This window comes from Allobosea vaviloviae, from assembly GCF_001298265.1.
Lineage (GTDB): Bacteria > Pseudomonadota > Alphaproteobacteria > Rhizobiales > Beijerinckiaceae > Allobosea > Allobosea vaviloviae_B.
This window is the reverse complement of the sequence record NZ_LGSZ01000053.1, coordinates 99,302-125,759: the sequence shown is the minus strand read 5'-3', so window position 1 is coordinate 125,759 and position 26,458 is coordinate 99,302. Positions and strand designations below refer to the sequence as shown.

The window sequence follows — 26,458 nt, the reverse complement described above, 5'->3', positions numbered from 1 at the left end:
CCTTACTCGGCCGCCTGGAGCGGGCGGTGCGGATTGGTCTCGCTCAGCACCGTCTCGAAGCCCTCGAACTCGGGATGGCCGAGAAACAGAGGCTTTTCGCGCTTCTCGCCGGCGTTGCGATGCGAATCCCGGAACTGTTCCGATTTCGTCCAGGCGGTGAAGTCGGCCTTCGAGGCCCAGGTCGTGTGGGAGGAGTACAGGGTATGGTCCTCCTTCTCGGGGCCTTTGAGCAGGTGGAAGGCGAGGAAACCCTGCATCTCGTCGAGCCGGGTCTTGCGCGTGGACCAGACGGTCTCGAACGCGGTCTCCTCACCCTTGGCGACCTTGAAGCGGTTCATGGCGATGAACATGGGGGTTTTCCTGTCCTTGGGTTCTGCTGGGCCGGCATGAAGCGGTCAGCGCCTGCTGTCTTCCCGCGTCGACGCCCTGCCCTTGACCGCTTCTAGTAAAGCTGAATATCAACGTCAATAACGCTGATGTTATTCTCAGTTTTTAATAATTAAAAACTGAGATCTACTTGGCAAAATGCAGCAACTCAGCTGGTTGTGCGAGTTCTCGGCCTTGCGGGCGAGCCGCGACGCCGGCGTTCAGGAGATCGGCCCATGTTCCGCCGCACCGACCTTCCGGCAGACCGGCAGCGCCAGCCCGACCGGCGCGAAGTCTCGGCCGCGATCGGGCTGACGCTGCTCGCAGCCGCCAGCCTGCTGCTTCCGGCCGGGTTCAATAGCCCGGCGCTCGGCCAGGCACAGGAGCGCATCGTCGCGGTCGGCGGCGTCATCACCGAGGTCATCTATGCGCTCGGCCTCCAGGACAGGATCGCGGGCGTCGATTCGACCAGCCTGTTCCCTGCGGACGCGCTGCGCGACAGGCCCAATATCGGCTATGTGCGCGCGGTCTCGGCCGAGGGCGTGCTGTCGCTCAAGCCCTCGCTGATCCTCGCCATCGAGGGCGCCGGGCCGCCGGACGCGATGTCGCTGCTGAGCGAGTCGGGCGTCAAGCTGGTCCGGATCGCGGACGAGACCTCGGCCGAGGGCGTGGCCAGCAAGATCGAGGCGATCGGTTCCGCCGTCGCCGCGGCCGAGCCGGCGCGCCGGCTGGCAGCCCAGGTCAGGCAGCGCTTCGACGAACTCGCCACCCTGCGCGGCCGCATTCCGGCAAAACGCCGGGTGCTCTTCGTGCTGTCGCTGCAGAACGGCCGTGTCATGGTCGGCGGACGCAACAGCACGGCCGACGCGATCATCGGCCATGCCGGCGGCATCAACGTCGCCAGCGGGATCGAGGGCTACAAGCCGATGACGGACGAGGCGATCCTTGCCGCAGCGCCCGACGTGATCCTGATGATGCGCAACGGCGGCGCCCCGACCGTCACGCCCGACGACCTCTTCGCGATGCCATCCTTCGCGCAGACCCCGGCTTCGACGAACAAGCGACTGGTCCAGATGGACGGGCTCTATCTGCTCGGCTTCGGGCCGCGCACGCCGCTGGCGGCGCGCGACCTGATGGCCGCGATTTATCCCGAATCAGCGATCCCGCCGCTGAAGACCGCGACGGCGCCGTGACCCTCGCCTCGTCTGCGCCCCGAGCCATGGCAGCACCCTCGCTCGCAGCCTTTGTCGATGGGCGGCGGCGCATGGCGCTCATCACGGTCGTCGGGCTCACGCTCGCCTGCCTGGCGCTGACGATCGTGGCGATCGGCCAGGGTGCGATCGCGATTCCGCCCGGCCGCGTCGCGGAGATCCTGATGGCGCGGCTCTCGGGCGATGACGCGCTGCTGCAGGGCCGCGACGTCCTCGTCGTGCTCAACATCCGGCTGCCGCGCGTGCTGATCGGCCTGTTGATCGGGGCGGCGCTGGCGGTCTCCGGCGCGCTGATGCAGGGGCTGTTCCGCAACCCGCTGGCCGATCCCGGGCTTGTTGGCGTTTCGGCGGGTGCGGGTCTTGCCGCCGCCGCCACGATCGTGCTCGGCGATCGCTTGCTCAGCGGGATGACGATGAAGCTGCCTTTCGCGGTCCTGCCCTTCGGGGCTTTCTGCGGCGGGCTGATCTCGACGCTGGCGCTTTATATCATCGCCACGCGGGACGGGCGCACCTCGGTCGCGACCATGCTGCTCGCCGGCGTGGCGCTCGGCGCGCTCGCCGGCGCGCTGACGGGGCTGCTGGCCTATCTGTCGGACGACCGGCAATTGCGCGATCTGACCTTCTGGTCGCTCGGCAGCCTCGGCGGCGCGAGCTGGACCAAGCTCTCGGCCGTCGCGCCGATCGTGCTGCCGCTTCTGCTGGCGATGCCGCTGCTGGCGCGGGGGCTCAACGGGCTGATGCTGGGGGAGGCCGAGGCCTATCATCTCGGCATACCCGTCCAGCGCGTGAAGGCGATGGCGATCATCCTGGTGGCGCTGGCGGTGGGTGCCAGCGTCGCCACCGCCGGCATGATCGGCTTCGTCGGCATCGTGGTGCCGCATCTCGTGCGGCTCGCGATCGGGCCCGACCATCGCCTGCTGCTGCCGCTCTCGGCGCTCGGCGGCGCGATGCTGCTGGTCGGCGCCGATATCGCGGCCCGGCTGATCGTGGCGCCGGCCGAACTGCCGATCGGCATCGTCACCGCCGCGATCGGGGCTCCCTTCTTCCTGTGGCTGCTGCTGCGCCGCTCGAGTGCGCTCGATGTCTGAGACCGTCATATCCGAGGCCTCCGCGCCCGCCTCGCGGGCGATCGTTGCCGGGCAGGGCATCAGCTTTGCGGCCGGCGGCCGGCATCTGGTCCGCGAGGCCTCGCTGACGCTGGCCCCGGGCAAGACCACGATCCTGATCGGCCCCAATGGCGCGGGCAAATCGACCCTGCTGAAGCTCCTGACCGGGGAGCTCAAGCCCTCAGCCGGTTCGATTCTCGTCGATGGCGAGGCGCTGGCGTCGATTCCTGGCTGGCGGCTGGCCTGCCAGCGCGTCGTGATGGCGCAGCATGCACGGCTGGTTTTCCCGTTCAGCGTCTACGAGGTCGCGCGCCTCGGTGTCGACGGCGTCGGCCGGGCGCTGTCGCGCCAGCGCCGCGAAGCCCTGATCGGCGAATGCCTGGCGGCTGCGGGCGTGCTCGAGCTGGCCAGCCGGCGCTACCAGACCCTGTCGGGCGGCGAGCAGCAGCGCGTCCAGTTCGCCCGCGTGCTCTGCCAGATGGAAGCCGGCCGCAGCGTCTGCGAGCGGCAGGTGCTGTTCCTGGACGAGCCGATCGCCAGCCTCGATCTGTGCCACCAACTCGCGCTGCTCGACATGGCGCGCAGCATCGCGGGGCGCGGGGTCGCGGTGCTGGTCGTGCTGCACGACCTCAACCTCGCGGTGACCTATGCCGATCATCTCGTGGTGATGGATCAGGGCCGCATCATCGCCCAAGGCGCGCCAGCCAAAACGCTGAATGATGCGCTGCTGCGGCAGGTCTTCAAGGTCGATCTCTCGCTCAGCCGCGCGCCGGCGCCGGGGCTGCCCTTCCTGCTGCCGCAACAGCACCGCCTGAATCCCGCCGCCTGAGCCGAATGGGCGGATTCACGGCCGATTCATCCTGAATCACCCCTTCACCATGTCGCTCAACCCCCGATTCAGGGGATTGGCGCCACATCTCTCGCCTGTCGTCCGCGCGGAGATGTGGCCATGGCCAAACAGCGAGCTTCGATCGATATCCTGCTGGCGGCGGCGATCGCGCTGCTGTTGTCGCTTCTGGCCGGCCAGGCTGCGATGGCGCGCGAGGTCGTCCAGGTGCCGGATGCGCGCTATCAGCCCGGCACGATCGTGATCCGGACCGGCGAGCGCCGGCTCTATCTCGTGACCCAGGGCGGCCAGGCGATCGCCTACACCATCGCGGTCGGCAAGGCCGGGAAGCAGTGGCGCGGCGTCAAATATGTCGAGGAAATGCAGGTCGATCCGGCCTGGAGCCCACCGGCCTCGGTGAAGCGCGACAATCCGCGCCTGCCCGACGTCATTCCCGGCGGCTCGCCGCGCAACCCGATGGGGGCGCGCGTGATCGGGCTCGGACCCGGCGGCGAATACGCCATCCACGGCACCAACATGCCCGGCACGATCGGCACGGCCGCATCCTATGGCTGCTTCCGCATGCACAACCACGACGTCTCGGACCTCTATGCCCGCGTCCGCATGGGGACGCCGGTGGTGGTCCTGCCCTGACGAGGCGTCCTTAAAGGGGAACGCCCGAGGGCAGGGGCTGTCCGGCGAAGAAGGCGTCGAGGTTGCGCATCAGCAGCTCCTGCTGGGCGAGTTGGGCGCTGTCGGCCATCGCGGCGATGTGCGGGGTGAGCACCACGTTGTCGATCGCCTTGAGGCGGTCGGGCACGTTCGGCTCGTGCTCGAAGACGTCGAGGCCCGCGCCTGCGATCGTGCCGGTCTCCAGCGCCTCGCACAGCGCCGCCTCGTCGACGGCGAGGCCGCGGGAGATGTTGACGAGATGGCCCTTGGGGCCCAGCGCCTGGAGCACCGGGGCGTTCACGGCATGGCGGGTTTCCGCACTGGCGCGAACAGCGACCATCAACACCTCCGACCATGCGGCGAGGCCGACCAGGCTGTCCTCATAGTGATAGGGCAAATCCGGGCGCCGCGAGCGGTTGTGGTAGCCGATCTCCATGCCGAAGACCTTTGCCAGCGTCGCGATCCGGGTGCCGATGGAGCCCAGCCCGTAGATGCCGAGCCTGCGGCCGGCGAGGCCCGGCAGGATCGGCATGCGTTCGATCGCGGTGCCGGTCCAGCGGCCCGAGCGAATGAAGCGGTCGCCCTTGCCGATCTGGCGGACGCTGGCGAGCATCAGCCCGACAGCGAATTCCGCCACCGCATCCGCATTGGCGTCGCCGCCATTGCTGAGCAGGATGCCGCTCGCCTTGGCATGGGCCTGGTCGACGCCCTCGATGCCGGTGCCGTAACAGGCGACGAGGCCGAGCTTCGGCAAGGCCTGCATCAGGGCCGCATCCGTGCGCCAGCCTCCGACCGTCAGCAGCACGCGTGCCTCCGCCGCACCAGTAGGCAAGGCATCGGCTGTCGGGCGTTCGATGGGGCCCAGCAGCTCATAGCTCTGCTGCAGCCGGGCGACGAGCGAGGCGGGCATCTTGGGCGCCATCAGAATGGTCGGCTTCATCGGTAGGATCGCTTTCGTCTCCAATGCTGCATCGCAGCATCTTGCGGCGGCGGGCTCAACCCGCGCACCCGCAGGGGCGGCATCCTCCCGGCGCATCGCGGGCGGCACCCGGCATGCGCGGAAAAAGTGTGGCGGCCGCCTTGCGCCCCTCGCCTGCGGCAAAAAAGCGCGTTAACGTTTGTGGCGCGACAACTGGCACGCTGGGGGGCGCCGCCTTCCAGCCCAAGAGGGGCTACCGATGGATCATCTCGCCGACGTCAAGAAATTCGCCAAGAAGCCGCTCAATGAAGCGGCCTTCGCGGGCATGTCCAAATCCTATGCGCTCGTCATGGGCAAGCCGGACACCCGCTATGTCGCCTGCTCGGATGCGGCCGAATTGGAGCGGGTCCGCGAGAATTTCCTGAAGAAGAAGCTCGGCCTGAAGACCGCCGACCTCGACGCCTCGGTCAAGGCGATCTGCGAGCATATGAAGGCGGACAAGACCAAGTCGCGCCTGACCTTCTACTATCTCCTCGCCGAGCACTACGGGAAGCTCGACCTCTTCGTGAAGAAGTAGGGCTGCCTTCGCAGCGTCATCCTCGGGCTTGACCCGAGGATCTCTTCGACGAGAGCGTTCTCCTCCCGAGATGGTCGGCTCAAGGCCGACCATGACGCGCGCGGCGCCGATCAGCGATAGAGATCTTCCCGCGTCAGCGGCAGGCCAGAGGCGCCCTTGCGGCGCTTCGAGACCAGCGTCTGGTTGACCAGCGCGCCGCCGCGCTCGAAGGCGAGCGAGCAGCCGGCGAGATACAGCAGCCACATCCGTGTGCGTTCGGGGCCGATCTCGGCCTCGGCCTCGCTCCTGCGCGCGTTGAGCCGCTCCCACCAGAGCCGTGTCGTGCGCTGGTAGTGCTCGCGCCAACCCTCGACGTCGTGGACCTCGAAGCCATGGCGTTCGAGGTTGGCGATCGACATGCCCAGATGGTCGAGTTCGCCGCCGGGGAAGATATAGCGCACCAGGGCGCGATATTCGGGCGGCATCTTGTTGAAGGCCTTGTCGGTCTTCTTGGCGCGGCGCGAGATGGTGTGGTGCAGGTACAGGCCACGCGGCCGCAAGAGCCGGTTCACTGCCTTGAAATAGGCCGGGTGGTTGGCGATGCCGACATGCTCGAACATGCCGATCGACGAGATCTTGTCGAACTCGCCCTCCATCTGGGTGAAGTCCTTGAGGTGAAGCGTCACCTTGTCCTGCAGACCCAGCCGCTCGACCTTTTCGCGCGCCAGCGCCAGTTGCTCTTGCGCCAGCGTCACGCCATGGGCCTCGACGCCGTAATGCTGGGCGGCATGGCAGATCAGCGCGCCCCAGCCACAGCCGATGTCGAGCAGGCGGTCGCCTGGCTTCAGCCGCAGCTTGCGGCAGATCATGTCGAGCTTGTCGCGCTGGGCTCGCTCCAGATCGCCATGGTCCTCGGTGAAATAGGCGCAGGTGTAGACCATCTCCTCGTCGAGGAAGAGCCGGTAGAAGGCGTTCGAGACGTCGTAGTGATAGGCGATATTGGCCTTGTTCGTGGCGGGAGCACCGTCGCGGGCGATCTCGTCGCCCTTGAGATGAGCGACGCTGGCCGGCGCCGTGCCGGGCGCGAAGACGAAGCGGCGCAGCACGTCGAAGACGGCGCGCTTCGAGATGGTGCGAGCCAGCCGCCCGACCTTGCCCTCGGGCCGCGCGGCGGCGAGATCGAAGATCGAGCCGTTGAGCAGGGCGATGCGATCGCTGACATGCAGGTTGAGAAGTGTGTCGAGCCTGGGCTTGCGCACCAGCGCCGCGACAGCGCCTGAATCGCGGATCGCGATGGCCAGCCCATCGACCGGCCAGCCGGCGGGGGCGCAGCTGCCGTCCCAGAGCCGGAAGCCGAGCTTGAGCCCGAGCTTCTCATGCGCCTGCGTCAGGAGGTGCCGCAGCGCGGCGAGGCGTTTTTGGTCGCTGTCCATGGTCCGGCCGTTGGCTGCCTGTCGCACCGTCTTTGGCGGTGCGCGCTGCGATTGGCAACAGTCGGGGATCGCATGGCCGGCCGTCTTCACGAGGACCGGCGCCCGATCCGGGGTCGGCAACTGGCAAGCGGATCCTATGAGAGACAGATGTGGGGTCGCATGATGGAGATGACGGCATTCTCCTGACGGGCACGTCACAAGCCGAGTCTGGCGTGTGAATGGCGGGCTGATCCGATCGCGCCGACGCAATTGACAGGCCTTGAACGAACCGTCCTACTGGCGTCTTCCTGGTCAAGATCGGTGCCGGGACGGCAATCCAAATGCGATGGCCTGATATATGTATCCTGTCTGCGGATTCGGCATGCAGGCGACGCTGGCTCAGCGGTCAGCCTTGTTCCCGGCAGGATGCAGGACGATGCCGAGCCGTCTGATCGCTTCGCATCCGATGGGATCGTTCGGCGTCCGGGCATCGCGAACTGAGATATATGAGGGGTCATCCCTCGAAACGACGGATCGAAGGCAGGCGAACGATGATCTATGAAGAGCGCGACTACCGCATCAAGGCCGGCAAACTGGCTGAATTCGTGAAGGTTTATGGCGAGTATGGCCTGCCGCTGCAGAAGGAGCATCTGGGCACCTTCATCGCCTATTTCACCACCGAGATCGGCGAGCTGAACCATGTCGTTGCGCTGTGGAGCTACAACAGCCTCGACGAGCGCGCCGCCAAGCGAAAGACGATGCTGGCCGACCCGCGCTGGCAGGATTACCTCAAGCGCGTCGATGGGCTGATCGACATCCAGGATACGCGCATCCTGACCCCCGTCTCCTATTCGCCTCTGCAATGAGTGCCGCGTCCATTTCGGGACCTTCCGGCGCCTTCACCGTCGAGACGCCGGATGGCGCCCTGCTCCAGGCCTATTCCGAGGGGCAGGGGCCGGTGCTGCTGCTCGTCAGCGGGCTCGGAGGTACGGCCGGCTTCTGGAAAAGCAATGCGGCGACGCTGGCGCGCTCCTGCCGCGTCATCCGCTTCGACCAGCGCGGCATCGCGGCGAGCACGCGCGGAAGCGCGCCCTGCACCATCGACCAGCTCGCGCGGGACTGCCTGAGCGTGCTCGATGCGGCGGGAGTGGATCGGGCCGTGCTGCTGGGCCATTCGACCGGCGGCTGCATCGGCCAGGCGCTGGGCGCGATCGCGCCGGAGCGGCTCGCCGGGCTGATCCTGAGCGCGAGCTGGCTCAAGCCGAGCCGCTACATGACCGGGCTGTTCGGCGCCCGCCGCTCGATCCTCGACGAGAACCCGCAGGCCTATGCCGCGACCGCGGTACTGATCTCCTATCCGCCGGTCTGGCTCGAAGCGAACTGGGGCGTCTATGAGGCGGCGATCGCCGCCGCGCCCACCTCGGTCGCGGCACGGCAGGTGGTCCGCGAGCGCATCGACGCGCTGCTCTCCTTCGACGGCTCGGAGACGATCGCGTCGTTGCCGATGCCGACGCTGGTTCTGGGCGCCCGCGACGACATGATTGTGCCGTCCTTCCTGCAGGAGGATCTGGCCGCGGCGCTGCCCGGCAGCCGCAAGATCCTGCTCGACAATGGCGGGCATTTCTTCCCGGTCTCGCGGCCGGATGCCTTCTCGGCCAAGATCGCCGAATGGGTCGGAGAGCTGGCGTGAAGAGCCGTCGTGTCGTGCTGATCGGTTTCGGCGCGATCGCAAGCGATATCGCCGCCGCGCTGCTGGCGGCGTCGGAGCCGGGCTATGCGCTCGGCGTCTTGCTACGTCCGGACTCGCCGTCGCGGCCGCGGGTGCCGGACAGCTGCACGGCGCTCGCCAGCCTGGACGAGGTGGAAGCCTACGCGCCCGATCTGGTGATCGAGGCTGCCGGCCATGCGGCGGTGCGCGACAGCGTGCCGGGCTGCCTTGCGCTTGGTCTGCCGGTGCTGATCTCGTCGATCGGCGCACTGCACGGCGAGGCCTTGCTCGCCGATCTCGTCGCCACGGCCCGCAAGGGGGGAGGGCGGCTCCTGCTGGCGTCGGGCGCGCTCGGCGGGCTCGATTATGTCCGGGCGGTGCGCCATGCGACGCAGCTCGATCTGCGATACGAATCGCGCAAGCCGCCCGCAGCCTGGAGCGCGGAATTGCAGCGGCTGGGGCATGATCCTGCGACGCTGTCGCAGCCTGTGACGCTGTTCTCGGGAACCGCGCGCGAGGCCGCGGCGCTTTATCCGCAGAACCTCAATGTCGCGGCGGCGCTGGCCCTGGCGGGGCCGGGTTTCGAGGCGACGGGCGTCGATGTGGTTTGCGACCCGGCGGCGACCGGCAACATGCATGTGGTCACGGCGTCGAGCGAGTTCGGCACGATGGCGCTGACGATCGCGAACAGGCCCTCGCCGGCCAATCCGAAATCCTCCTGGATCGTGGCGCAAGCTCTGCTGGCGGCCGTCGAGCAGCATTTCTCGCCCGTGGTGATGCTGTGAGCGTCATCGTGGCGAATCGGATGGCGAACAGGTCGAAGGAAAGGCATTGAGATGAAGCTCGAGGGCAGGATCGCGATCATCACCGGGGGCGGCTCCGGCATCGGCCATGAGGCCTGCAAGCTGTTCGCCGGCGAGGGCGCAACGGTGATCGTCGCCGATCGCGACCTCGAGGCTGCGCAGCGCGTCGCCGCCGAGATCGCCGGCCAGGGCGGCAAGGCCGTGGCGCATCGCGTCGATGTCAGCAAGGAGGCCGAGATCGAGGCGATGATCGTTCGGACGGTGGCCGATCACGGCCGGCTCGACATCCTCGTCAACAATGCCGGCTACGGCATTGCCGGCACCGTCGTCGAGACCTCGGAGGCCGACTGGAACGCGCTGATGTCGGTCAACGTCAACGGCGTCTTCCTCGGCTGCAAGCATGCCATTCCGGTGATGGAGAAGCAGGGCGGCGGCGCCATCGTCAACACGGCCTCGGCGGTGGCGAATGTCGGCATCCACGGGCGTGCGGCTTACGTCGCATCGAAGGGCGCGGTCGCGGCGCTGACGCGCGCCATGGCGACCGACCATGTCGAGGCGAATATCAGGATCAATGCCGTCGCGCCGGGCACGATCGAGTCGCCCTACTTCACCAAGATCCTGAGCGGGCCTGATGGCGCCGAACTGCGGCGCGGGCTGGAGGAACGTCAGGCGATGGACCGGCTTGGCCGGCCGGTCGAGATCGCGCAGGCGATGCTCTGGCTTGCCAGCGACGATGCCTCGTTCTGCACCGGCTCCGTCATGGTCGTCGATGGCGGATGGACCGCGCGCGGCGACCGCAAACCCAAACAGAAGGCCTGAGGCATGTACGGACTACAGGGACGCCGCGCGATCGTCACCGGCGCGGCGCATGGCATCGGCCGGTCTATCGCGGCCAGGCTTCTGGCGGAGGGCTGCGATGTCGGCATCTTCGATCTCGACCTCGCGGCAGCGCAGGGCACGGCGCAGGCGCTGGGCAAGGATGGCGGCAAGGTCGTGGTCGCGTCCGGAGATGTCTCCTCCAGCACCGATGTGGCTGAAGGCATCGGCGCGCTGACCGCTGCGCTCGGACCGATCGACATCCTCGTCAACAATGCCGGCATCTGCAAGGTCGGCAAGCTGCTCGAGACGACCGAGGCCGAGTGGAAGGCGACCTTCGGCATCAATGTCGACGGCATGTTCCACGTCACACGGCAGGTCGCACCGAGCATGGTCGAGCGCCGCAGCGGCACGATCGTCAACATCGCCTCGTGGATGGGCAAGTCGGGCGTCGCGGCCTATGGCGCCTATTGCGCCTCGAAATTCGCGGTGGTCTCGCTGACCCAGTCGCTGGCGCTGGAGATCGGCGAATACGGCATCCGCGTCAACGCGGTCGCGCCCGGCCTGATCGTCGACACCAAGATGCGCGACGAATCCGAGATCCAGCGCGCGGCCGCGGGCCTGCCGACCGCCAAGGACAGGGCCAAGGCGATCCCGCTGCGTCGTGCGGGTCTGCCCTCGGACATCGCCAAGGCGGTCGCCTTCCTGGCGTCCGACCAGGCCGACTACATCACCGGCGAGACGATCAGCGTCACCGGTGGCATCTGGAACGACTGATGCCCTATTTCGCGCCGGCGCTGACGAAGTTGCGCAGCTCCGGCGTCTGCGGATTGGCGAAGACCTCCTTCGAGGTGCCGCTTTCCCAGATCTTGCCCTGGTGCATGAAGACGGTCGTGCTCGCGACATTGCGGGCGAAGGCCATCTCATGGGTCACCAGGAGCATGGTCATGCCGGCCTCGGCGAGCTTCTCCATGACCAGCAGCACCTCGCCGGTCAGCTCGGGATCGAGCGCCGAAGTGACCTCGTCGAACAGCATGACCTTGGGCCGCATCGCCAGCGAGCGGGCGATCGCGACGCGCTGCTGTTGGCCGCCGGAGAGATTGTCGGGGTAGCTGTCGAACTTCTCCGACAGACCCACCTGCGCCAGCACCTCGCGGGCAAGGCTTTCGGCCTGCGCTGTCGGCACGTTCTGCGTGATGCGCGGCGAGAGCATGATGTTCTGGCCAACCGTCAGGTGCGGGAACAGATTGTAGCTCTGGAAGACGATGCCGACATCCTTGCGCAGTTCGCGCAGCTTCTTGGGATCCTGGTCGACGACATGGCCGGCGACCTCGATGCGGCCGGCATTGATCGCCTCGAGGCCGTTGATGCAGCGCAGGAGCGTGCTCTTGCCGGAGCCCGAGCGCCCGATCAGCGCAACCACCTGGCCGGGCTCGACGCTGAGCGAGACGCCCTTCAGGACTTCCAGCTCGCCGAAGCGCTTGTAGACGTCGTCAATGAGAACGGCTGGCATTCATCACCTTTTCAAGATGGCGGCTGAGCCGGGACAGCGGAAAACAGATCGCGAAATAGATCGCGGCCACCAGGGTGAAGATCTGGAAGGCCTGATAGGTCGCGTTGTTGACCAGCATACCGGCGCGCATCAGGTCGACGAAGCCGACGACCTGGACGATGGAGGTGTTCTTCACGAGCTGCACGAGGAAGCCGACGGTCGGCGGCAGCGAGATCCGCAGGGCCTGCGGCAGGATGATGTAGCGGTATTGCTGGCTGGTCGTCAGCGCCAGGGATGCCGAGGCCTCCCATTGCTGGCGCGGCACGGATTCGATCGAGCCGCGCCAGATCTCCGCCAGATAGGCCGAGGCGTAGACCGCCAGCGAGGCCGAGGCTGCGAGAAATGGCGGCAGTTCGACGCCGGCGGCAGACAGCCCGTAATAGCTCATGAACAAGACCATGAGCACCGGGATGGACTGCACCACCAGGATGTAGCCTGCAGCGAAACGGCGCAGCAGCTTGATGCGCGACAGGCGCATGATCGCGAAGACGCCACCGATGAGGCTGCCGATGACGAAGGCGATGGCGGTGAGCGCCAGCGTCCAGCTTGCCGCACGCAGGATGAAATAGGCCTCGGGCCAACCGAAGGTGGTCATCAGGCTGCCTCCGCCTTGGCGTCCAGCCGGGCCAGCCCGGAGACCTGCGGGAAAATCTTGTGCCCGAGCCAGTTCAGGAACAGCTTCAGCGTGAGCGCGAGAAGGAGGTAGACCACGGTGACGACGATGTAGGTCTCGAAGCTGCGGAACGTGTCCGCCTCGATGATCGCGGCCGTGCCGGAAAGCTCCTGAACCGAGACGAAGGAACAGATGCTGGAAGCAAGCATCATCAAGACGAACTGGCTCGACAGCGCCGGCCAAACCCGGGCGAAAGCCGGCTGCAGGATGACGTACTGGAAAACCTGCCGCCGGCTCAGCGCCAGGGCCAGCCCAGCCTCGACCTGCGACTTATGAATCGAATCGACGCCGGCCCGGATAATCTCGGTCGCATAGGCGGCGAGGTTGAGCGTCATCGCCAGAAGCGAGGCTTCGAGGCCGTTCATGCGGATGCCGATCTGCGGCAGTCCGAAGAAGATCATGAAGAGCTGCACAAGGAAGGGCGTGTTGCGCATCAGTTCGACATAGGCGTCGACGATGTAGCCGGCCCAGGCGCCGGCCAGGCTGCGCCATGCGCTCATCAGCGTCGCCAGCACGATGCCGAGCCCGATCGCGACAAACGACAGGCCGATCGTCAGCATGACCCCGTTGAGGATCATCGGCCATCTGGAAACCACGTCTTGGAAGAGCAAAGGTGCGCTCCTTCAGCCTTCTGAGGCGAAAATCGCCGGTGCGCGAGGCGCACCGGCGTGGTGATGTGCCGAATTAGAAGGTCGGGAGCGGGGGCAGCGGGCTGCCGACCCACTTCTGCGAGATCGCGTCGAGCTCGCCGTTCTGCTTGATGTAGTAGATCAAGTTGTTGAGCCACTGGCGCAGTTCGTAGGCGTCCTTACGCATGGTCATCGAGTTGGGCTGGATGCCGAAGACGAACTTCAGCTCGGTCTCGGTTTCGCCGCGGGCCTTCATGGCCGCGTTGGCCTGGGCATCGGGGCCGGCGATGGCCTCGACCTGCCCGGAGAACAGCGCCTGCATCACGGTGGCGTCGTCCTCGAAGCGCAGGATGGTGAGGTTCAGTTCCTTCTCGCGGCTGGTGAACTCGCGCTCGACGCTGGAGCCGCGGTTGACGCCGACCTTCTTGCCCTTGAGATCGGCCCAGGTTTTCACCGCGAGGTTCTTCTTGGCGTAAATGCCGGTCTGGAAGGCGCTGTAGGGAATCGAGAACATCACGGCCTTGGCGCGCTCGGGCGTCGGGGCCAGCGTCGCAACAAGGAAGTCGACCTTGTTGGCTTCGAGCGCGGGGATGCGGGCCGGCGGGGTCAGCTGCACCATCTCGACCTTGACGCCGAGATATTTGCCGACCAGCGCGATGACGTCGGCATCGTAGCCGATGGCGTTGCCCTGCGAGTCCACCGAGCCATAGGGCGGGGCGCCGATCAGCACGCCGACCTTCACGGAGCCGCGCTTGATGATGTCGGTGATCGACTGGGCGGAGGCCTGGCCGGCGGCGAATACGCCGGCACTGAGCGCCAGCAACGTGCCGGCGATCTTGAGATGTTTCATCAGGTTCATGGTGCCGTTTCCTCGGTTTGACTGGATGTTTTGTGTTGTTCCGGCTTCGTTTGGCCGGTTTCGGTCGCGATCAGGCGTCGGAGCGGCCCTCTCGCACGACATTGGTGAGAGCGGAGCCTTCGAGGCACCGCTTGATGTTGTCCGCCATGGTCTGCTGGCGGCGGCGAATGGTGCCATCCGTCCAGCCCGACATGTGCGGTGTCATTAAAACGTTTGAAAGCTCATGGAAAGCCAGTTTGGATGGTAAAATGTGAGGCTCGGCCGCGCTTGGGTAGCGATACCATGTATCGATGATCGCGCCGCCGATCCGGCCGGCCTGAAGCGCCTCGAACAGGGCGGTTTCGTCAATGGTCGGGCCGCGCCCGACATTGACGATGACCGCATCGGGTTTCATCGCCGCGAACTCTGCGGCACCCACGATGCCGGTGGTGTCCGCCGTCAGCGGAACTGAGACGATGACGGCGTCGACCGAGCCGCAGAATTCGGCGAGTTGGTCGAGCGTGAAGGCGCGGTCGACGAGGTCGGAGACCGCGACCGGGCTGCGGTTGGCGACATGGACCTGCATCTCGAAGGCCTTGGCGCGGCGCGCGATCGCCTTGCCGATATGGCCGAAGCCGAGCAGGCCGATGGTTTGGCCGGCGATCTCGCCATGGACGCGGTCGGGCGAGCCGGCCCAATAGGCCCAGTCGCCGCGGCGCAGCTTCTGGTCGGCATCGCTCAGTGGGATGGCGCGCGCAAGCAGCGCGCTCATGACGTATTCGGCGATGGCCTGCTCGTGGCCGAAGCAGTTGCAGACGCTCGTCTGAGCCGGCAGCCGCGCGAGATCGACGGCGTCGTAACCGGCGCCCGGCACATGGAAGAGCTTGAGGCCAGCCGGCTTGGGCAGGCCGGCATCGAACTTCACGCCGATGATGGCATCGGCCTGCGCATAGGCCTCCTGATCTGCGGGCGTCGCGAGTACATCGGGCAGGATCCGGACCTGTGCCTCGCTGCCGACGAGCTCGGCGAAGCCCTTGCTGAAGGAGGCGGCGTTGTCGCCGTGAAAGATGATGCGCATGGGGCGGTGTCTCGTGTCTCTGGACGGGTCGGTCAGGTGTTCAGCAGCGGCTCGACGCTGCAGTCGAGCAGGGAGGGGTCGATGCGGGTCTCCATCTCGTCGAACATGCCGTCGACGAAGGCGATCAGCGCGTCGGAGGCCGAGACCGCGCGTTCGACATTGCGCGTCGCGATCGCGTTCAACACGGCGATATGGTGGTCGATCGTGCCTTCGAGGCTGGGCCTGTCCGTCATATGGGCGTGATAGATGAAGCCGATGCGCCGGAAGATCGTGTGCAGCGGCCGCAGCGTATGTTCGAGGAAGGGCTCTCCAGCCGCGGCCAGCACCATCTTGTCGATCCGGCGGTCGAGTCCGTTGAATTCCGCGAGCGTCAGCCCGTCGCGCTTCTCGCGCAGCAAGCGCTCCATATGCAGCATCTGGTTGCGATGCGAGGGGCCGGCGCGCTCGGCTGCGAGCCTGATGACGAAGCGCTCGATATCGCGGCGCAGATGCAGGAGCACGCGCTCGCGGGCGAGATCGATCGGCGCGATCTGCAGGCCGTGGCGCGGGCGGATGACGATCAGCGTGTCGGCTGCGAGGCGGTTGACGGCGTGGTGGACCGGGGTGCGGCCGAAGCCGGTGATGTCCTGAAGATCCTGCATGGCGAGGAAGCGGCCGGGCGCGAGTTCGCCGCGGATGAGCAGTTCCTCGATGCGCTCATAGGCCAGTTCGAACAGGTTGACGCGGTTGCGGCGCGGCGTCGCGCCTTCATCCGCCTCGACCAGTTTCGGCCGGTTCACGCGCTTGGCCATGTGGTTTGCAGCCCTGCCATGTCGTTTTCTCCACGGTGGAGCTCGTTGAGCGGCGCCATCCGCGATCGAGACTAAACATATTGTGATATTTTACAAGCGTCGTTATGCTTGCCTCCGCTCGGTCCGTCGGCGCCGAAAGGCCCTGCCACGATCGGGCGTCAATCACAGCGTTCCATGGCCCTCGACGGCCGTCGAAGAGCGCGCCGCCAGGGAGGCAGGCATGAAGATCACCGCCATCGAGACGCTGCGGACGGATGAGTTCGCCAATGTGCTGTGGGTGCGCGTCCACACCGACGCGGGCATCATCGGGCTGGGCGAGACCTTCTATGGCGCAGGCGCGGTCGAGGCCCATCTGCACGACACGCTGGCGATGCGGCTGCTCGGCAAGAACCCGCTGCATATCGAGGCGCTGCACAAGGAGATGACCAACCTGCCGATGGCGCAGGCCTCGACCGGCGTCGAGTCGCGGGCGACCTCGGCGGTCGACATCGCGCTGTGGGACGTGTTCGGCAAGGTCTGCGGCCAGCCGGTACACCAGATGCTCGGCGGCCTGTGCCGCGACAAGCAGCGGATCTACAACACCTGTGCCGGCTATAATTATGTCCGCTCGCAGAACATCAAGCCGGTCTCGACCTGGAACCTCGGCGCGACCGAAGGCCCCTATGAGGATCTCGGCGGCTTCATGAACCGGGCCGATGCGGTCGCCGAGAGCCTGCTGGAGAGCGGCATCACGGCGATGAAGATCTGGCCGTTCGATCCTGCCGCCATCGAGAACCAAGGCCTGTTCATCACGCCCGAGCAGATGCGCAAGGCGTGCGAGCCCTTCGAGAAGATCCGCAAGGCGGTGGGCGACAAGATCGAGATCATGGTCGAGCTGCATTCGCTCTGGAACCTGCCGACCGCGATCAAGATCGCCCGCGTGCTCGAGCAGTACGAGCCGAGCTGGTACGAGGACCCGATCCGGATGAACTCGCCGCAGGCGCTGGCGGAATTCGCCCGCTCGACCACCGTGTCGGTCTGCGCCAGCGAGACGCTGGGTTCTCGCTTCCCCTACAAGGAGATGCTCGACCGCGACGCGATGCACATCGTCATGGCGGATCTCTGCTGGACCGGCGGCCTGACCGAGGGGCGCAAGATCGCGGCGATGGCGGAGACCTATCACCGCCCCTTCGCGCCGCATGACTGCATCGGCCCGGTCGGCTTCATCGCGGCGATCCACGCCTCCTTCAGCCAGCCCAACACGCTGATCCAGGAATCCGTGCGCGCCTTCTACACCGGCTGGTACAACGAGCTGGTCACGACGATGCCGACGATCAAGGACGGCCATGTCCTGCCAATGGAAGGCCCCGGCCTCGGCGTCGAGCTGTTGCCGGCCGTGTTCGAACGGTCCGACCTCACCGTCCGCCGCTCCAGCCTGTAGTCTCTGCTCTCGGCCTGTTCAGATTCGCGCCGTCATCCCGGGCGAAGCGAAGCGCAGACCCGGGATCCATGCCTGAACCTTGCCGGGAACGCTCCGGCATGGATCCCGGATCGGTGCCGCTGACGCGGCTTGTCCGGGATGACGGCGAGGTTGCTTCGCATCACAATCATTGCTGGAGAACGGCGTCCATGACCAATCCCCTCTTCGATCTCTCGGGCAAGACCGCGCTCGTCACAGGCTCGTCCCGTGGCCTCGGCCGTGCCATGGCTGAAGGGCTCGCCGTCGCGGGTGCCCGCATCCTCGTGAACGGCACCGATCCCGCGCGGGTGGACGAGGCCGTCTCCGAATTCAGGGCGGCCGGTCACCAGGCCGAACCGGCAGCGTTCAACGTCACCGACGAGGCCGCGATCATCCGCGCTTTCGAGGGTTTCGACGCGTCTGGCATCGCGGTCGACATTCTCGTCAACAATGCCGGCATCCAGTTCCGCAAGCCGATGGTCGAGCTCGCCACGGCCGACTGGCAGCGCGTGATCGACACCAATCTGACCTCGGCCTTCATGATCGGGCGCGAGGCGGCCAAGCGGATGATCGCGCGTGGAGCTGGCAAGGTCATCAATATCGGCTCGCTGACCAGCGAACTCGCGCGCGCGACGGTGGCGCCCTACACGGTCGCCAAGGGCGGCATCAAGATGCTGACGCGGGCGATGGCTGCCGAATGGGCCGAGGCCGGCATCCAGGCCAATGCGATCGGGCCGGGCTACATGATCACCGACATGAACCAGGCGCTGATCGACAACCCAACCTTCGACGCCTGGGTGAAGGGCCGCACGCCGGCGCGGCGCTGGGGCAAGCCAGGAGAACTCGTCGGCGCGGCGGTGTTCCTGGCCTCGGCTGCATCCGATTACGTCAACGGCCAGATCATCTATGTCGACGGCGGGATGTCGTCGGTGCTCTGACGGACGCTAGCCGATCCCGGATCGGAATCAGGGGGTATCCGCTGGGGATCGCGGCCCACCCTGTTTCGCCTGCAGCGCGGCGACCAGCGTGGAGAGACCGTTGCGCACATGCGCGCGCAGCGCCTGCCCGGTCCGCGCGGGGTCGCGGGCGGTGAGCGCATCGAGGATCAACTGGTGTTCCTCGATCGCCTTCTCCCAGCGGGCCGGCCAGAGATTGGATGTGTAGCGCGCCCGGTCGACGCGTAGCGCCAGCAGCTCCCAGACCCAGATCAGAACGGAATTGCGCGAGAGCTCGATGATGCGCCGATGGAAGGCCTTGTTGGCTTCGAAATAGGCGGGAAGCTCGTCGCGCGTGTGGTGCAGCATCATCTGGTAATGCAGCAGCCCGACCTCGGCGATGGCCTCTTCGCCGACCTGGGCTGCAGCGAGTTCGCCGGCCAGGCCCTCGATGGTGCTGACGACGTCGATCAGCGCCTGGATTTCCTCGATATCGAGATCGGATACGACGGGAGACTGGTTGGGCAGCGCGCGCAGGAGGCCTTCCTGGACGAGCGTCTTGATCGCCTCGCGGATCGGTGTGCGCGACACGCCGATCTCCTCGCACAACTCTCTCTCATTCAGGCGGGCGCCGGGCGCCAGCACGCCGGTGACGATCAGGTTGCGCAGATGCTTGACGGTGTTGCCGTGGAGCTGACCCTTGCGACGGGCATCGTCGGACAGCGGCGTCTTGGCCAGCAGGGCTTGCAGGGGCGTTCGATCCTGGAGGTCTGTCATGAACGGTCACGCCGCCTTTCGTACCCATCCGAGGCGTTCAAGTCTTGGACGCAAGACTCCGGCTCAAGACAGAAAGGCTTCTAGCCCACCCGGGAGGATCCCAGTCTAGGCCAATCCGCATTCCGCCGCACGCCATTCGCTGCGCGAGACGGCAAATCTCCAATGCCATTTTCTCCACAGATGACGTTTTTCGCGGGATGACGGCGCCTGGGCCATGGCTATGCGCCCGCGCCGAAGAACATCTGGTCCTGACGCCGCCGCAGCGTCGCCAGCATCGAATCCTCGGCGATCTCGACGTCGTCGCAGGCGATGAGGGCGCCTTTCGCAACCGGCCTGACCAGGCGCCTGTTGGCCGCGAGATAATAGGGCGCCGGCACCCCGCGGCCCAGCGCGGCGCCGGGCACGGCATAGCCCGAGACATCGGCGATGCTGTGATGATGGCCGCTCGCGGTCAGGATCGTGCCGGCGGGCAGATCGGCGTCGGCCTTTGCCGCCAGATCGAAGCGGGGCTTGGGCCTCTCGGCGCCGCTGGACACGCCGAGGATGCCGGCTTCCAGAACGCTGGTCGCAGCCTCCAGCCCCAGCACATGACGCGGCAGATACAGCATGGCGGTGGCGCCGCTGCGGGAGAGGACGTGGCCCTTCTCGCGCAAGATCGCCCAGGAGGCGGCATCCTCGCAGCGCACGACGACGAAGACGCCGCCGGCAAAGCTGATCTCGTCGGGGCGCCTCAGGCAGTTGAACACGTCGATGCGCCGCTCGCCCGCCAGCACGCCGCCATCCGCGAGGGTCGCGAAGGCGTCGGGAACCTCGCTGATCCGCAGGATCGGCGCATGAAGATCGGGACGATCAGGCTGCAGATCCAGCGCATTGGCGGCGATCAGCAATTCGCAGAGGTCGGGCACCGTCCGCTGCGGCAGCATCGCGGCCATCCGCGACCGTTGCGCGATGACCTCGTCCACGGGCCGCGCGTCGAGCGACCAGCACTCCGAAAGCCCGGTCACCGGCGCGACGCGACCATTGCTCAGCAATGTCCCGGCTAATTCATCGAAAACGAAGTCGTATTCGCTCGATTTTCCGGCGGCGACGACGGTGAAGCCGAGCGTCTCGGCCCAGGTGACCTGTCCCATCAGCAGGCTCGGCTGGTCGCCGTCGATCGGCGTCACCACACGCCCCTGAGCGCGCGCCATCTCCGAAAGGCCGGCGCCAACGACGATGTCAACCTCCTTGGAGACGAGCGCGAGGTGACGTCCGGCTTCGACCGCGATCGCCGAATGCCGCGCTCCGGCCTCGGGATGGCCGGTGGCCTCGATCACCACGTCGATCGGCAGATCGACGACGCAGGCGAGATCGCCCGCCGCGATCGTCTTTCCGTTCGCCCAGGCCGCTCTGGCGTCGGCCGCTGTGCTGCACAGCGCGATCTCGCGGGGATCGGCCCCCGCCGCGCGCCAGGCCTCGCCCGCACGTTCCGGCGTGATGTCGACGGCGATGCGGGCCGAGATCAGCGGGACACGACGCGCCTGCCCAAGGAAGCTGCGGCCGAAATCGCCGGTGCCCACGATACAGGTCTCGACCGGCCTGGCCGCGGAACCGAAATAGCGATGATAGTTCATTTCACCCGCGCGCGTTTCCGCCAGTCACTGTGGCCGGGCGATCGTCGCCGCCCGGGGGCCGGGTTCCCCGGCGCGATCGAAAGAAGGCACAGCCCAATGTTGCATGCAAGAATTTTATCGCCCGCCTGCCGGCCGGAGCCTGCGCCGGACCTCGCGGTCAGGGATGTCAGGCCGCTTCCGGTTCGGGCAGGCGATAAAACGCAACAGCATTCCGCCAGAAGAACCTCTCCCGGTCACCGGGCGAGTAATCCTCCAGCATGCGCGAAACGGAGCTGACCAGCGTGTCGAAATCGACCCGCAGACCCGCGACGGGGAAATTGCTCGCGAAGACGCACCGCTCGATGCCGAAGATCGACACCGCGTCCCGGACGATCCGCTTGTTGGAGTCGAAATCCCAGGGCTGGTCCTTGAGGCCGAACTCCGAGACCTTCAGGTGGACGTTGGGCTGTCTCGCGATCGTCTGCATCTGCGAGCGCCAGGCTGCGAGGCCTTCCTCCGAGCGGTCCCACGGAAAGCCGGTGTGGTTCAGGATGATCCTGATGTCCGGAAACAGGCGCGCAACCTCGGCGGCTTCCGCCAGATGCCAGGCGGGAACGCGCAAATCCCAGCTCAGGCCGTAATCCTGCAATCGCGCGAAGCCCCGTAGCCAGGCCTCATCCTGCATCGTGCCGGGAGCGCCCGGCGTCATCGTGTCGGGCGAATGCGAGGTCACCGGCTTGGAGCGAATGCCGCGCACTATCGGGAACGCCGCCTGCCGCGCCAGGACCTCAGCCGCGTCGGGCGTATGAAACCAGGCGTGAGCGACGATGGCATTGGGAAAGCCGAAGCGCTCGCTGATGGCGCTGAGCCAGCGGGTTTCGCCGACCTGGTCGGTGCGATCCCATTCGGCCTCGCAATGGACGGTCATCAAGACGTTGTGTCGGGACGTGTCGCGGCGATAGTCGTCAGGCATATAGTCGCGCTTGATGAGATCGTAGTTCCCGAGGAAGAACCGGTCTTCTGGTGTGTCGGACAGCCAGGGATAATAGTTGTTTTTCAGATCCCACAGGTGGTGATGCGCGTCGATCAGCGTGATCGCGCTTTCATCGGCGTTCCATTTGCCGTGGATGGTCTTCATTTCAACAACAACTCCGCATGGAAGCGCTGCAGCCTGTGGAAGCCCAGCGATGGCTGTGCCCAAGGCGGCGCCGCACTTGATCGATCCGACCCGTGCCGTTCATCCGCGAGCCGGAGGGCCGTCTCATCACTCTCCCGACGCCCACGGCCATCCTCTCATCTGCCGAGGGGTGCATCATCCATTTCTTGCATGCAAGAGAATTTCTGTCGCGTAAAGGCCGCGCCAGCAATTCCTGGCTGGCTCGGACAGGGCTCTGCGTCGTCGCGGATGCGGCCGATAGCGGCTCGTGACGCTTATCGTTCGGGCGTGCCACTCAAGCCGTGGGTGGCCAGACCGCGCCGTCAGGATCGCAAGGAGCGCGGCGGCCAGGCGAAGGCGGCCCGCGATCGGTCGCCAAACGCAAAAAGCGCCGGGAGACCCGACGCTTGCGACAATCTCGAAGGCTGTATGTCCTGGAGCGGGAGAAGGGATTCGAACCCTCGACCCCAACCTTGGCAAGGTTGTGCTCTACCCCTGAGCTACTCCCGCATCAGGACATGTTCGCGGCGTTTCCGCTGCGGAGGCCGGCTTATTGCCCCAAAGCGGCGCGCAGCGCAAGCGCCTTGTTGCGCATCTTGCATCTTTTGCTGAATGCCGTTCCAGGCCCCGCTTTTTGAGGCCCGATCGTGCGGAAAACCGCGCTTGTGGCGGCGCTTCCGGAGCGGTACGCATCGCAGCGCGCCGGCGGGAACCGATCCGCCACCGCCGAACCCACACAAACCCGATGTCCCAGATGCTCGCGACCGCAACTCCGCTGACCCCCGACGAACTGTGTGCCTACCTCTCGCAGCAGGGAATCGCCTTCGAGCGCATCGATCACGAGGCGGTCTTCACCGTGGCCGAATCGCAGAGCCTGCGCGGCACGCTGCCGGGGCTGCATTCGAAGAACCTGTTCGTGAAGGACAAGAAGGGCCGGCTCTTCCTGGTCTCGGCGCGCGAGAACGCCCGTATCGACCTGAAACGGCTGCATGAGACGCTGGGCGCCAGCGGGCGGCTGTCCTTCTGCTCGGCCGAGGCGTTGATGGACAAGCTCGGCGTCACGCCCGGCTCGGTCACGGCCTTCGCGGTGATCAACGACCGGGCGGGGGCGGTGACGATGGTGCTGGACCGCAACCTCACCGGCGGCGAGGATATGAACTTCCATCCGCTGATCAATACGGCGACGCTGCGGATCGGCCGCGACGACATGCTCGCCTTCCTGCGCGGGACCGGCCATGAGCCTCTGATCGTCGATTTGCCGGTTCCCGATGATGGACAGAACGGCTGATCCTCCCCATCTATGGTTCGGTCGCAACGGCGGCCAACCGACCTCTTGTCTGATCCAATTCTTGTCTGATTCAAGCGCGACGAAGGACGACCGATGCTGGTCAATACCGAAGCGGCCGAAAAGCCCGGCCTGATCAAGGACACGACGACCCAAGGGTTTCGGCAGGATGTCATCGCCGAGTCGATGAACCAGCCTGTGCTGGTGGATTTCTGGGCGCCCTGGTGCGGGCCCTGCAAGCAGCTGACCCCGGTCATCGAGAAGGTGGTCAAGGAGGCGCGCGGCAAGGTCCGGCTCGTCAAGATGAACATCGACGACTTCCCGGAGATTCCGGGCCAGCTCGGCATCCAGTCGATTCCCGCCGTGATCGCCTTCAAGCAGGGCCAGCCGATCGACGGCTTCATGGGCGCGCAGCCCGAAAGCCAGATCAAGGCCTTCATCGAGAAGCTGGTCGGCAAGCTGGGGCCGGGCGCGACGGAAGAGCTGATTGCTGCGGCGAAGGCAGCCACTGAGGCTGGCGACGCTGCCGGTGCCAGCGAACTCTATGCGGGCGTGCTCGAACTCGAGCCCGAGAATGTCGCGGCCATCGCCGGCCTGGCGCGGCTGCATCTCGACATGGGCGACCTCGAAGGTGCCACCGGCATTCTCGCCATGGTCCCCGAGGCGAAGGCGGCGGACCCGACGGTCGCGGCCGTGCGCGCCGCGCTCGAACTCGCCGAACAGGCGGCCGCGCTCGGCGACACCGGCGAGCTCGAGGCGAAGGTCGCGGCCGACCCGAAAGACCATCAGGCCCGCTTCGACCTCGCCTTGGCGCTGAACGCCCGCGAGAGGCGCGAGGAGGCGGTCGATCATCTGATCGCCATCATCAAGGCCGATCGAACATGGAACGACGACGGCGCCCGCAAGCAGCTGCTGCAATTCTTCGAGGCCTGGGGCCCCATGGACGAGCACAGCATGGCCGGTCGCCGCAAGCTGTCCACCCTGTTGTTCTCCTGACCCCGAGGAACTGCCGCAGATGGGTATGAACGCCGTCTACAAGGGACCCGAGGATTGCCCGTTGGTGGTCCCGATCTTCCCGCTGGGCGGTGCCCTGTTGCTGCCGCGCGGGCAGATGCCACTCAACATCTTCGAGCCGCGCTATATCGCGATGATCGACGACGCGATCAGGACCCACCGCGTCGTCGGGGTGATCCAGCCCGAACCCGAGAGCGGGCGCCAGTCGGCGACGCCGCCTCTGCTGCAGGTCGGCTGCCTCGGCCGGATCACGCAATTCGCCGAGACCGGGGACGACCGCTACATCGTGACCCTGACGGGGATCAGCCGCTTCCGCGTCGCCGAGGAACTGCCGGTCACGACGCCCTATCGCCAGTGCCGCATCGCCTATGACGAGTTCCTCCTCGACTTCACCGCCCGCGCTGGCGAGGACGAGGTCGATCGCGCGGCGCTGTTGAAGGCCTTGCGGGCCTTCGCCAAGGCGAGCGACCTCAAGATCGACTGGAAGGGCGTCAACGAAGCGCCCAACGAGGCGCTGGTCAATGCGCTGTCGATGATGTGTCCGTTCGGACCGCGCGAAAAGCAGGCGCTGCTCGAGGCGGCTAGCCTCAAGGAGCGGGCCGAGGTGCTGGTTGCGATCACCGAGATCGAGCTCGCACGCAATGGCGGCGATCCCGAGACGACGCTGCAGTGAACCTCTTCCGATTCCCCTCTCCGCGCCGTCATCCCGGGCGACCGAAGGGAGACCCGGGATCCATTCCCGAACCTTTCAGGACCAGCGTTCCGGAATGGATCCCGGATCTCCGCTGCGCTGCGTCCGGGATGACGGCGCGTTTGGGTTCAGGTGCTGAAACGTCCAACGGCTGGTGGTACCGATGAACGCCGTCATGGAGCCGGCTGCCATTGCGCCTGTCCACTACCCCCCGAGGCGCGCCGTCACAGCCTGGTTGTTCTTCGACTGGGCGGCACAGCCCTTCTTCACGCTGATCACGACCTTCGTCTTCGCGCCGTTCTTCGCCGCAGCGCTCGCCTCCGATCCGGCGGAGGGCCAGGCGCTGTGGGGTTATGCGACCGGCTTTGCTGGACTGTGCATCGCGCTGCTCTCGCCGCTTCTGGGCGGCATCGCCGACCGCACCGGGCCGCGCAAGCCCTGGATCGCGGTGTTTGGGGCAATGCTGGTTCTGGGCTCGGGCGCGCTCTGGTTCGCCGTGCCGGGCTCAGCCCTCGCGGTGCCGATCGCGCTTTGCGGATTCGTCGTCGCGACGATCGGCGCGGAATTCGCGACCACCTTCAACAATGCGATGATGACGCGGCTGGTGCCGCCCGAGCGGCTCGGCTGGCTCTCGGGGACGGGCTGGGCCATCGGCTATCTCGGCGGGCTGATCTCGCTTGCGATCGTGCTGGCGCTGCTGGCGGCCGATCCGCTGACGGGCAGGACGCTGGTCGGTCTGACGCCGATGCTGGGGCTCGACGCCGCCGCGCGCGAGGGTGACCGCTTCTCCGGGCCGCTGACGGCGTTGTGGTTCGTGGTCTTCGTCGCGCCGATGTTTCTGTTCACGCCGGATTCCGCTCGGACCGGCATGGGCCTGACCGAGGCCGCGAAAGGCGGCGTCGGCCGCCTCATGGACACGCTGCGGGAACTGCCGCGGCTGCCGTCGCTCGGACGCTTCCTGCTCGCCAACATGATCTACCAGGACGCGCTGGTGGCGCTGTTCGCCTTCGGGGGCATTTATGCCGCTGGCGTCTTCGGCTGGCAGACGATCGAGATCGGCATCTTCGGCATCATGCTGACGATCACCGGCACGCTCGGCGCCTGGCTCGGCGGGCGGGTCGATGACGCGATCGGGGGCAAGGCGGTGGTGCTGGGAGCGATCGCCTGCCTGCTGGTCGCCTGTCTCGGCATCCTCTCGCTGGCGCCAGACCGCATCCTGTTCGTGGTCGAGGCGGCGCCTGCGACGCCCGGCGACGGCTTGTTCGGCTCGCTGCCCGAGAAGGTCTATCTCGGCCTGGGGCTGCTGATCGGGTTGGTGGCGGGACCGCTACAGGCGTCCTCGCGCAGCCTGATGGCGCGGCTGGCGCCGCCGGAGCGCGTGGGCGAGTTCTTCGGGCTGTTTGCGCTGTCGGGGAAGGTCACGTCGTTTCTCGGGCCGACGCTGGTGGCGCTGGCGACGACGGTGTTCGCCAGCCAGCGGGCGGGGCTGGCGGTGCTGATCCTGTTTTTCCTCACCGGTGGGGCGCTGCTGGCGGGGGTGAAGGTCAAACGGGCGCCGTAAACCGTTGTCATTCCGGGTTCGGCCCGAAGGGCCGAACCCGGAACCCATGACGG

General features: G+C 66.6%; 28 protein-coding genes and 1 tRNA gene. 16 read left to right on the top strand and 13 right to left on the bottom strand.

What is annotated here, in order from left to right; all coding sequences use genetic code 11:
• Positions 1–2 precede the first annotated feature (2 nt).
• Complete coding sequence (locus AE618_RS20910) at positions 3–350, bottom strand: antibiotic biosynthesis monooxygenase family protein (RefSeq protein ID WP_054211007.1); 348 nt, start codon at positions 348–350, stop codon at positions 3–5.
• Between the two features lie 252 nt (positions 351–602).
• Here AE618_RS20910 and AE618_RS20905 point away from each other — a divergent pair, with 252 nt between their 5' ends.
• From AE618_RS20905 to AE618_RS20890, 4 genes are all read left to right on the top strand, one after another.
• The gene (locus tag AE618_RS20905; RefSeq protein WP_082365438.1) at positions 603–1,559 is read left to right on the top strand and encodes a heme/hemin ABC transporter substrate-binding protein; all 957 of its coding nucleotides are present in this window, start codon (positions 603–605) and stop codon (positions 1,557–1,559) included.
• Between the two features lie 71 nt (positions 1,560–1,630).
• A complete protein-coding gene (locus AE618_RS20900; RefSeq protein WP_248310960.1) occupies positions 1,631–2,665 on the top strand; it encodes a FecCD family ABC transporter permease in 1,035 nt (344 codons plus the stop codon).
• Complete coding sequence (locus AE618_RS20895) at positions 2,658–3,512, top strand: heme ABC transporter ATP-binding protein (RefSeq protein WP_054211005.1); 855 nt, start codon at positions 2,658–2,660, stop codon at positions 3,510–3,512. The genes AE618_RS20900 and AE618_RS20895 overlap by 8 nt, the downstream gene beginning before the upstream one ends.
• Positions 3,513–3,632: 120 nt before the next feature.
• Complete coding sequence (locus tag AE618_RS20890; protein WP_054211004.1) at positions 3,633–4,163, top strand: L,D-transpeptidase; 531 nt, start codon at positions 3,633–3,635, stop codon at positions 4,161–4,163.
• 10 nt (positions 4,164–4,173) lie between these two features.
• Here AE618_RS20890 and AE618_RS20885 read toward each other — a convergent pair whose 3' ends face one another.
• Positions 4,174–5,121 (bottom strand): 2-hydroxyacid dehydrogenase, encoded by a 948-nt coding sequence (locus tag AE618_RS20885; RefSeq protein WP_054211003.1) that lies wholly within the window; start codon positions 5,119–5,121, stop codon positions 4,174–4,176.
• A 238-nt stretch (positions 5,122–5,359) separates the two neighbouring features.
• Between AE618_RS20885 and AE618_RS20880 the strand changes: the two genes are divergently transcribed.
• A complete protein-coding gene (locus tag AE618_RS20880) occupies positions 5,360–5,677 on the top strand; it encodes a DUF2853 family protein (protein WP_054211002.1) in 318 nt (105 codons plus the stop codon).
• 110 nt (positions 5,678–5,787) lie between these two features.
• Here the strand turns inward: AE618_RS20880 and AE618_RS20875 are convergent, their stop codons facing one another.
• Entirely contained in the window at positions 5,788–7,089 is a 1,302-nt protein-coding gene (locus AE618_RS20875; protein WP_054211030.1) for a class I SAM-dependent methyltransferase, read from the bottom strand.
• Between the two features lie 530 nt (positions 7,090–7,619).
• Here AE618_RS20875 and AE618_RS20870 point away from each other — a divergent pair.
• From AE618_RS20870 to AE618_RS20850, 5 genes are read left to right on the top strand one after another with little or no spacing between them, the layout of a single operon-like run.
• On the top strand, positions 7,620–7,934 hold the full coding sequence (locus tag AE618_RS20870; RefSeq protein ID WP_054211001.1) for an NIPSNAP family protein: 315 nt from the start codon (positions 7,620–7,622) through the stop codon (positions 7,932–7,934).
• Entirely contained in the window at positions 7,931–8,758 is an 828-nt protein-coding gene (locus tag AE618_RS20865) for an alpha/beta fold hydrolase (RefSeq protein WP_054211000.1), read from the top strand. The genes AE618_RS20870 and AE618_RS20865 overlap by 4 nt, the downstream gene beginning before the upstream one ends.
• Entirely contained in the window at positions 8,755–9,561 is an 807-nt protein-coding gene (locus AE618_RS20860; protein WP_054210999.1) for an aspartate dehydrogenase, read from the top strand. The genes AE618_RS20865 and AE618_RS20860 overlap by 4 nt, the downstream gene beginning before the upstream one ends.
• 51 nt (positions 9,562–9,612) lie before the next feature.
• On the top strand, positions 9,613–10,398 hold the full coding sequence (locus tag AE618_RS20855; protein WP_054210998.1) for an SDR family oxidoreductase: 786 nt from the start codon (positions 9,613–9,615) through the stop codon (positions 10,396–10,398).
• A 3-nt stretch (positions 10,399–10,401) separates the two neighbouring features.
• Positions 10,402–11,172 (top strand): SDR family NAD(P)-dependent oxidoreductase, encoded by a 771-nt coding sequence (locus AE618_RS20850; RefSeq protein ID WP_054210997.1) that lies wholly within the window; start codon positions 10,402–10,404, stop codon positions 11,170–11,172.
• A 4-nt stretch (positions 11,173–11,176) separates the two neighbouring features.
• Here the strand turns inward: AE618_RS20850 and AE618_RS20845 are convergent, their stop codons facing one another.
• The 6 genes from AE618_RS20845 to AE618_RS20820 form a co-directional block, all read right to left on the bottom strand.
• Positions 11,177–11,908 carry an amino acid ABC transporter ATP-binding protein gene (locus tag AE618_RS20845; protein ID WP_054210996.1) on the bottom strand — a complete coding sequence of 244 codons (732 nt, stop codon included), beginning with the start codon at positions 11,906–11,908 and terminating at the stop codon, positions 11,177–11,179.
• A complete protein-coding gene (locus AE618_RS20840) occupies positions 11,889–12,542 on the bottom strand; it encodes an amino acid ABC transporter permease (protein WP_054210995.1) in 654 nt (217 codons plus the stop codon). Before AE618_RS20840 ends, AE618_RS20845 begins: the two co-directional genes overlap by 20 nt.
• The gene (locus AE618_RS20835; protein ID WP_054210994.1) at positions 12,542–13,198 is read right to left on the bottom strand and encodes an amino acid ABC transporter permease; all 657 of its coding nucleotides are present in this window, start codon (positions 13,196–13,198) and stop codon (positions 12,542–12,544) included. Before AE618_RS20835 ends, AE618_RS20840 begins: the two co-directional genes overlap by 1 nt.
• A gap of 106 nt (positions 13,199–13,304) precedes the next feature.
• Positions 13,305–14,108 (bottom strand): transporter substrate-binding domain-containing protein, encoded by an 804-nt coding sequence (locus AE618_RS20830; protein ID WP_054210993.1) that lies wholly within the window; start codon positions 14,106–14,108, stop codon positions 13,305–13,307.
• Between the two features lie 70 nt (positions 14,109–14,178).
• Positions 14,179–15,165, bottom strand: coding sequence for a 2-hydroxyacid dehydrogenase (locus AE618_RS20825; RefSeq protein WP_054210992.1), 987 nt, complete (start codon positions 15,163–15,165; stop codon positions 14,179–14,181).
• A gap of 32 nt (positions 15,166–15,197) precedes the next feature.
• The gene (locus tag AE618_RS20820; protein ID WP_054210991.1) at positions 15,198–15,956 is read right to left on the bottom strand and encodes a GntR family transcriptional regulator; all 759 of its coding nucleotides are present in this window, start codon (positions 15,954–15,956) and stop codon (positions 15,198–15,200) included.
• 220 nt (positions 15,957–16,176) lie between these two features.
• On the opposite strand from AE618_RS20820, the gene AE618_RS20815 reads away from it, so the two are divergent.
• Positions 16,177–17,376, top strand: a complete 1,200-nt coding sequence (locus tag AE618_RS20815) for a mandelate racemase/muconate lactonizing enzyme family protein (protein WP_054210990.1) — start codon at positions 16,177–16,179, stop codon at positions 17,374–17,376.
• A 188-nt stretch (positions 17,377–17,564) separates the two neighbouring features.
• Entirely contained in the window at positions 17,565–18,332 is a 768-nt protein-coding gene (locus AE618_RS20810) for an SDR family oxidoreductase (RefSeq protein ID WP_054210989.1), read from the top strand.
• 27 nt (positions 18,333–18,359) lie between these two features.
• On the opposite strand, the gene AE618_RS20805 is transcribed toward AE618_RS20810, so the two are convergent.
• The 4 genes from AE618_RS20805 to AE618_RS20790 form a co-directional block, all read right to left on the bottom strand.
• Positions 18,360–19,106 (bottom strand): GntR family transcriptional regulator, encoded by a 747-nt coding sequence (locus tag AE618_RS20805; protein WP_054210988.1) that lies wholly within the window; start codon positions 19,104–19,106, stop codon positions 18,360–18,362.
• 218 nt (positions 19,107–19,324) lie between these two features.
• The gene (locus AE618_RS20800; RefSeq protein WP_054210987.1) at positions 19,325–20,719 is read right to left on the bottom strand and encodes an NAD(P)H-dependent oxidoreductase; all 1,395 of its coding nucleotides are present in this window, start codon (positions 20,717–20,719) and stop codon (positions 19,325–19,327) included.
• Between the two features lie 166 nt (positions 20,720–20,885).
• Positions 20,886–21,836, bottom strand: a complete 951-nt coding sequence (locus tag AE618_RS20795; protein WP_054210986.1) for an amidohydrolase family protein — start codon at positions 21,834–21,836, stop codon at positions 20,886–20,888.
• Positions 21,837–22,289: 453 nt separating this feature from the next.
• Positions 22,290–22,364 (bottom strand) — tRNA-Gly (locus AE618_RS20790).
• 244 nt (positions 22,365–22,608) lie between these two features.
• On the opposite strand from AE618_RS20790, the gene AE618_RS20785 reads away from it, so the two are divergent.
• From AE618_RS20785 to AE618_RS20770, 4 genes are all read left to right on the top strand, one after another.
• Positions 22,609–23,142 (top strand): prolyl-tRNA synthetase associated domain-containing protein, encoded by a 534-nt coding sequence (locus tag AE618_RS20785; RefSeq protein WP_054211029.1) that lies wholly within the window; start codon positions 22,609–22,611, stop codon positions 23,140–23,142.
• Positions 23,143–23,235: 93 nt separating this feature from the next.
• Entirely contained in the window at positions 23,236–24,135 is a 900-nt protein-coding gene (trxA, locus tag AE618_RS20780; RefSeq protein ID WP_054210985.1) for a thioredoxin, read from the top strand.
• A 19-nt stretch (positions 24,136–24,154) separates the two neighbouring features.
• Positions 24,155–24,826 (top strand): LON peptidase substrate-binding domain-containing protein, encoded by a 672-nt coding sequence (locus AE618_RS20775; protein WP_054210984.1) that lies wholly within the window; start codon positions 24,155–24,157, stop codon positions 24,824–24,826.
• A 181-nt stretch (positions 24,827–25,007) separates the two neighbouring features.
• A complete protein-coding gene (locus AE618_RS20770; RefSeq protein WP_156330394.1) occupies positions 25,008–26,405 on the top strand; it encodes an MFS transporter in 1,398 nt (465 codons plus the stop codon).
• Positions 26,406–26,458 lie beyond the last annotated feature (53 nt).

What these genes read in the sequence shown, in the direction of transcription:
- AE618_RS20910 (WP_054211007.1), bottom strand. Translation starts at nt 350, where the DNA reads ATGTTCATCGCCATGAACCGCTTCAAGGTCGCCAAGGGTGAGGAGACC.
- AE618_RS20905 (WP_082365438.1), top strand. Translation starts at nt 603, where the DNA reads ATGTTCCGCCGCACCGACCTTCCGGCAGACCGGCAGCGCCAGCCCGAC.
- AE618_RS20900 (WP_248310960.1), top strand. Translation starts at nt 1,631, where the DNA reads ATGGCGCTCATCACGGTCGTCGGGCTCACGCTCGCCTGCCTGGCGCTG.
- AE618_RS20895 (WP_054211005.1), top strand. Translation starts at nt 2,658, where the DNA reads ATGTCTGAGACCGTCATATCCGAGGCCTCCGCGCCCGCCTCGCGGGCG.
- AE618_RS20890 (WP_054211004.1), top strand. Translation starts at nt 3,633, where the DNA reads ATGGCCAAACAGCGAGCTTCGATCGATATCCTGCTGGCGGCGGCGATC.
- AE618_RS20885 (WP_054211003.1), bottom strand. Translation starts at nt 5,121, where the DNA reads ATGAAGCCGACCATTCTGATGGCGCCCAAGATGCCCGCCTCGCTCGTC.
- AE618_RS20880 (WP_054211002.1), top strand. Translation starts at nt 5,360, where the DNA reads ATGGATCATCTCGCCGACGTCAAGAAATTCGCCAAGAAGCCGCTCAAT.
- AE618_RS20875 (WP_054211030.1), bottom strand. Translation starts at nt 7,089, where the DNA reads ATGGACAGCGACCAAAAACGCCTCGCCGCGCTGCGGCACCTCCTGACG.
- AE618_RS20870 (WP_054211001.1), top strand. Translation starts at nt 7,620, where the DNA reads ATGATCTATGAAGAGCGCGACTACCGCATCAAGGCCGGCAAACTGGCT.
- AE618_RS20865 (WP_054211000.1), top strand. Translation starts at nt 7,931, where the DNA reads ATGAGTGCCGCGTCCATTTCGGGACCTTCCGGCGCCTTCACCGTCGAG.
- AE618_RS20855 (WP_054210998.1), top strand. Translation starts at nt 9,613, where the DNA reads ATGAAGCTCGAGGGCAGGATCGCGATCATCACCGGGGGCGGCTCCGGC.
- AE618_RS20850 (WP_054210997.1), top strand. Translation starts at nt 10,402, where the DNA reads ATGTACGGACTACAGGGACGCCGCGCGATCGTCACCGGCGCGGCGCAT.
- AE618_RS20845 (WP_054210996.1), bottom strand. Translation starts at nt 11,908, where the DNA reads ATGCCAGCCGTTCTCATTGACGACGTCTACAAGCGCTTCGGCGAGCTG.
- AE618_RS20840 (WP_054210995.1), bottom strand. Translation starts at nt 12,542, where the DNA reads ATGACCACCTTCGGTTGGCCCGAGGCCTATTTCATCCTGCGTGCGGCA.
- AE618_RS20835 (WP_054210994.1), bottom strand. Translation starts at nt 13,198, where the DNA reads ATGATCCTCAACGGGGTCATGCTGACGATCGGCCTGTCGTTTGTCGCG.
- AE618_RS20830 (WP_054210993.1), bottom strand. Translation starts at nt 14,108, where the DNA reads ATGAACCTGATGAAACATCTCAAGATCGCCGGCACGTTGCTGGCGCTC.
- AE618_RS20825 (WP_054210992.1), bottom strand. Translation starts at nt 15,165, where the DNA reads ATGCGCATCATCTTTCACGGCGACAACGCCGCCTCCTTCAGCAAGGGC.
- AE618_RS20820 (WP_054210991.1), bottom strand. Translation starts at nt 15,956, where the DNA reads ATGGCCAAGCGCGTGAACCGGCCGAAACTGGTCGAGGCGGATGAAGGC.
- AE618_RS20815 (WP_054210990.1), top strand. Translation starts at nt 16,177, where the DNA reads ATGAAGATCACCGCCATCGAGACGCTGCGGACGGATGAGTTCGCCAAT.
- AE618_RS20810 (WP_054210989.1), top strand. Translation starts at nt 17,565, where the DNA reads ATGACCAATCCCCTCTTCGATCTCTCGGGCAAGACCGCGCTCGTCACA.
- AE618_RS20805 (WP_054210988.1), bottom strand. Translation starts at nt 19,106, where the DNA reads ATGACAGACCTCCAGGATCGAACGCCCCTGCAAGCCCTGCTGGCCAAG.
- AE618_RS20800 (WP_054210987.1), bottom strand. Translation starts at nt 20,719, where the DNA reads ATGAACTATCATCGCTATTTCGGTTCCGCGGCCAGGCCGGTCGAGACC.
- AE618_RS20795 (WP_054210986.1), bottom strand. Translation starts at nt 21,836, where the DNA reads ATGAAGACCATCCACGGCAAATGGAACGCCGATGAAAGCGCGATCACG.
- AE618_RS20785 (WP_054211029.1), top strand. Translation starts at nt 22,609, where the DNA reads ATGCTCGCGACCGCAACTCCGCTGACCCCCGACGAACTGTGTGCCTAC.
- trxA (WP_054210985.1), top strand. Translation starts at nt 23,236, where the DNA reads ATGCTGGTCAATACCGAAGCGGCCGAAAAGCCCGGCCTGATCAAGGAC.
- AE618_RS20775 (WP_054210984.1), top strand. Translation starts at nt 24,155, where the DNA reads ATGGGTATGAACGCCGTCTACAAGGGACCCGAGGATTGCCCGTTGGTG.
- AE618_RS20770 (WP_156330394.1), top strand. Translation starts at nt 25,008, where the DNA reads ATGAACGCCGTCATGGAGCCGGCTGCCATTGCGCCTGTCCACTACCCC.